Origin of the sequence: Haladaptatus sp., from assembly GCF_049589095.1 — an archaeon.
In the GTDB taxonomy this organism is placed as follows: domain Archaea; phylum Halobacteriota; class Halobacteria; order Halobacteriales; family Haladaptataceae; genus Haladaptatus.
Genome location: NZ_JBAWAC010000134.1, coordinates 1 through 4,283, shown reverse-complemented (window position 1 = coordinate 4,283; position 4,283 = coordinate 1). Strand labels below are relative to the sequence as shown.

Here is a 4,283-nt window from a genome sequence, read left to right as displayed (position 1 = left end):
CGGAACGACCATCCACTACTGCTCGGCGAAGTGCGAGAAGAACGCCGACCTCGGTCGCGAACCGCGCGACCTCGAATGGACCGAGCAAGGCCAAGCAGAGAGTGGTAACGAATGAGCGAACGGACCTTCGTGATGGTCAAGCCCGACGGCGTTCAGCGCGGCCTCATCGGCGAGATAGTCTCCCGATTCGAGGACCGCGGTCTGAAGATGGTCGGCGGCAAGTTCATGCAGATCAGCGAGGAACTCGCCCACGACCACTACGGTGAACACGAGGGCAAGCCGTTCTTCGACGGCCTCGTGGACTTCATCACGTCCGGCCCAGTCTTCGCGATGGTCTGGGAAGGGCAAGACGCGACACGACAGGTTCGCCGCATGATGGGCGAAACCGACCCAGCCGAATCCGCCCCGGGCACCATCCGTGGCGACTTCGGTCTCGACCTCGGCCGAAACGTAATCCACGGTTCGGACCACGAGGACGAGGGCGCAAACGAGCGCGAAATCGGCCTGTTCTTCGACGAAGCGGAACTGGTCGATTACGAGCAAGTCGACGCCGAGTGGCTGTACGAATAAGCCACTGACGTTGCAGATTGCGAATTCATTTTCTGGAAGTTAGTCGATGAGCGACGGCCATAGTTTCGCTCGAACTATCCGCTCGTCAAGACGAACGTCAGCAGAAATCCGGCCGCAGTTGCGAGCGCGACGAGCGGTCCTCCTTCGTCGAACGCCTCGGGGATGACAGTCACGGCGAGCGACGCGAGCACCGCACCTCCGGCGAACGCCCGAACGAAGGAGAGCAGTTCGTCCCCCCGAATCCGGCCGAGACGACGCTCCCGATAACGACGGCGGCGGTCAGCAGTCCGGCGACGAGCGATGTCGGAAAGAACACGTCGTCTAGTTCGCGAGGATAACTGTTAGCAGTTGTGGCAGTTCGGGTTGGTTAAGCGACGCCGAAGGCCGCAAAGTAGGTGACCGAATTCGATATTCCCGCGGTATGGGACATTGCATCGTCTGCGGTGAAGACCTGATCGAAGTCGTAGAGAGCGACACGGATGCGAAGTTCAGTACCGTAATCGTCCGGGAATGTTCGGAGTGCGGTGTGATTCTGGGTGTGACGAAGATTGGCGTGTAACCATCTATTTCGAGGCAATATTTGCCGCAAAGCACCCCGTCACGACGATTGCTACCGAAGCTCACAATTGAGGGGGAATCACGATGAGCGATACCGAAACATCGGAAAGCGGAGCGCACGAAGAGCACGAACATCACCACGACGTGGAGGGGCCGGGATATGCCACGCCGCAGGCCGCCATCGAGGAGGCCGAGCGCGAGGAAATCGCGTACGTGCCGTCGCTGTACGTCGGGACGGACGTGGACGCGCCGGACTTCCTGTCGGTCGTGGACGTGAACCCGGAGTCGGACACGTACACCGAGGTCATCGACTGGGTCGAGATGCCGAACAAGGGCGACGAACTGCACCACTTCGGGTGGAACGCCTGTTCGTCGTCCTGTCATGTCGAAGGACTGGAACGACGCCACCTCGTGGTACCGGGCCAGCGCTCGTCCCGACTGCACATCATCGACACGAAGGACCGGGAGAACCCGGAAATCGTCAAAGTCATCGAACCCGAGGAGGTGTACGAGTACGACCTCTCGGCACCGCACACCGTCCACTGCATTCCGGACGGGGAGATACTCATCTCGATGCTGGGGAACGAGGACGGCGACCTGCCGGGCGGTTTCCTCGAACTGAACGACGACTTCGAAATCGAGGGGCGATGGGACCCGCCGGGCGAGATGGAGATGAACTACGACTTCTGGTATCAGCCACGCCACAACGTGATGGTCTCCTCGGAGTGGGCCGCGCCGAAGACCTACTATCCCGGTTTCGACTTGGAGGACGTCGAAGCGGGCAACTACGGTCACAAACTCCACTTCTGGGACTGGACGGAGCGACAACTCCAGCAGACCATCGACCTTGGCGAGGAGGGCATGATTCCGCTGGAAGTCCGCTTCCTGCACAGTCCGGAGTCCGCCCACGGCTACGTCGGTGCGGCGCTCTCCTCGAACATCTTCCACTTCTACGAGCGCGAAAAGGAGTGGTTCGCGGAGAAGGTCATAGACGTCGAATCGCGCGAACACGACGACTGGGACATGCCGGTTCCCGGCCTCATCACCGACCTCGTCGTCTCGATGGATGATCGATACCTGTTCTTCTCGAACTGGCTCCACGGCGACGTGCGGATGTACGACGTGAGCGACCCGGCGAACCCGCGGTTGTCCGATCAACTCTGGGCCGGTGGGCTGTTCGGTCCGCGACACCCAACGGGAGAGGACGATAGGGAAGTAGTCGCCGGACCGCAGATGCTCCAACTCAGCATCGACGGCGAGCGTCTTTACTGGACGACCTCGCTGTTCTCCACGTGGGACAACCAGTTCTACCCGGAGGAGAAAGAGAAGGGATCGGTGATGCTCAAAGCCGACGTGAACCCACGAAAAGGAACGATGACGCTGGACGAGGACTTCCTCGTGGACTTCGGCGAGATGCCGAACGGTCCCGCACGGGCACACGAAATCCGGTGGCCCGACGGCGACTGCACGAGCGACGTGTGGCAGTGAGTGCTCGCGAGTATCGCGTTCGACTCGACTGGCGGAATGGCGGGGAGCGTGTGATTCGCACAACCGGCGGCGAATCCGTGCTCGATGCCGCCGAGCGAGAAGGAGTCGGCCTTCCCTTCGGCTGTCGGACCGGTGCGTGTGCCACCTGCACTGGCCGGTTGCTGTCCGGCGAAATCGAACACGAACGCGAACCGCGGGCGTTGAAATCGGATTCGTTGGCGGACGGTTACGTCCTGCTCTGTATCGCCCGGCCGCAAACCGACTGCCGGATCGAAGTCGGAACCGCGGTCCACGCCGACCTCGTGACGAATCCGTGGAAGTAGTCGGGGATCCGGCGTGATCGTCTTCGTGTCCCGTTCGGGAATTCCCATGATTGAAAGATAACGTTATTTACATCTACTACGAAACAGTTCGGCACATGGACCGGGAAATCACGCGACGGGCGCTCGTCGGGGCGATAATCGGTGGGACCGTGGTCGGCGGCGCTCTCTCACCGGTCGGGAGTTACCTCCGGCGGTTCGCGCCGTTGAGCGGGGAGGCGTGGGGGACGGCCACGGACGACACGGACGGGAGCGTCGAGAGCACGTACGGAACGGCGACGCTCCGGTACGACGAGGACGGCGTGCCGAACATCACGGCGGAGAACGAGCGGGCGCTGTACTTCGCGGTGGGGTACGCGCAAGCCCGGGACCGACTGTTCCAACTCGACCTGCAACGCCGACTGATGTCCGGTCAGGTGGCGGCCGTCGTTGGCGAGTTGGCGGCCGATTCCGACGAGTTCCACATCCAGATGGATTTCGCGGGCGCGGCGGAAGCGACGTGGAAGCACATCGCCGACACGGACACCGGCGAACTCGTGAAGGCGTTTTCGGCGGGCGTGAATGCTCACATCGAGAACGAACCGCTCCCGCTGGAGTTCGGCCTGTTGGAGTACGAACCGGCGGAGTGGACGCCCGCGGACACGATGCTGATGGAAAAACAGATCTCATGGGAACTGACGGGGAGCTTTCTTACGCTCCGAAAGGCGAACGTCGCCTCGAAACTCGGCCAGAAGGCGGCCACGGAGCTGTATCCGGGACGGCTCGACCACGACTCGCCCGTCATTCGCGGGACGGACGAAGGAACGTCGGCGACGTCGTCGAACTCCTCGAACAGCATTCCCGAATCCGATACCACCGACCCCGATGGTATCGGAGCGCCGCTACTCGACTGGTTGGGAAACTTCGAGCGCGATCACGGCATCGGGTCGAACAGTTGGCTCGTGTCGGGGAAGCACACGGCGAACGGCAAGCCCATCGTGGCGAACGATCCGCACCTGAGCCTGATGGCACCGCCGGTGTGGTACGAGATGAACCTGAAGCAGGGGGACACACGAGTTCGCGGCGTCACGTTTCCCGGCGTCCCGTTCGTCGTCATCGGCGAGAACCACGCCGGAGCGTGGGGATTCACCAACGCGGGTGCGGACGTCATCGACTTTTACCGATACGAAATCGATGGCGACAGATACCGCTACAAGGGCGAGTGGCGCGACTTCGAAACCCAACGGCGCGAGATCGAGGTCGCGGACGGGACAAACAGGACGACCACGCTTCGGAAGACCGTCCACGGTTCGGTGCTCGAACGCGACGGCTACCGGGTCGGCGTCGCGTGGACGGGCCACTCTGCCA

At 62.1% G+C, this 4,283-nt stretch carries 5 protein-coding genes and 1 pseudogene; 5 read left to right on the top strand and 1 reads right to left on the bottom strand.

Features of this window, described 5'->3' with window-relative positions; genetic code table 11:
- Both WBV42_RS04610 and ndk read left to right on the top strand, forming a co-directional pair.
- A pseudogene (locus WBV42_RS04610) lies at window positions 1–115 on the top strand (50S ribosomal protein L24e); the annotation flags it as partial.
- Entirely contained in the window at window positions 112–570 is a 459-nt protein-coding gene (gene ndk / locus WBV42_RS04605) for a nucleoside-diphosphate kinase (protein WP_423984987.1), read from the top strand. The pseudogene WBV42_RS04610 and the gene ndk, both read left to right, overlap by 4 nt.
- Before the next feature lie 169 nt (window positions 571–739).
- On the opposite strand, the gene WBV42_RS04600 is transcribed toward ndk, so the two are convergent.
- Window positions 740–886, bottom strand: a complete 147-nt coding sequence (locus tag WBV42_RS04600) for a hypothetical protein (RefSeq protein ID WP_423984986.1) — start codon at window positions 884–886, stop codon at window positions 740–742.
- Window positions 887–1,212: 326 nt separating this feature from the next.
- Between WBV42_RS04600 and WBV42_RS04595 the strand changes: the two genes are divergently transcribed.
- The 3 genes from WBV42_RS04595 to WBV42_RS04585 form a co-directional block, all read left to right on the top strand.
- Window positions 1,213–2,616, top strand: coding sequence for a selenium-binding protein SBP56-related protein (locus WBV42_RS04595; protein ID WP_423984985.1), 1,404 nt, complete (start codon window positions 1,213–1,215; stop codon window positions 2,614–2,616).
- Window positions 2,607–2,939 (top strand): 2Fe-2S iron-sulfur cluster-binding protein, encoded by a 333-nt coding sequence (locus WBV42_RS04590; RefSeq protein WP_423984984.1) that lies wholly within the window; start codon window positions 2,607–2,609, stop codon window positions 2,937–2,939. The genes WBV42_RS04595 and WBV42_RS04590 overlap by 10 nt, the downstream gene beginning before the upstream one ends.
- A gap of 95 nt (window positions 2,940–3,034) precedes the next feature.
- Window positions 3,035–4,283, top strand: a 1,249-nt coding sequence (locus WBV42_RS04585; RefSeq protein ID WP_423984983.1) for a penicillin acylase family protein, incomplete at its 3' end; no start/stop codon positions are given.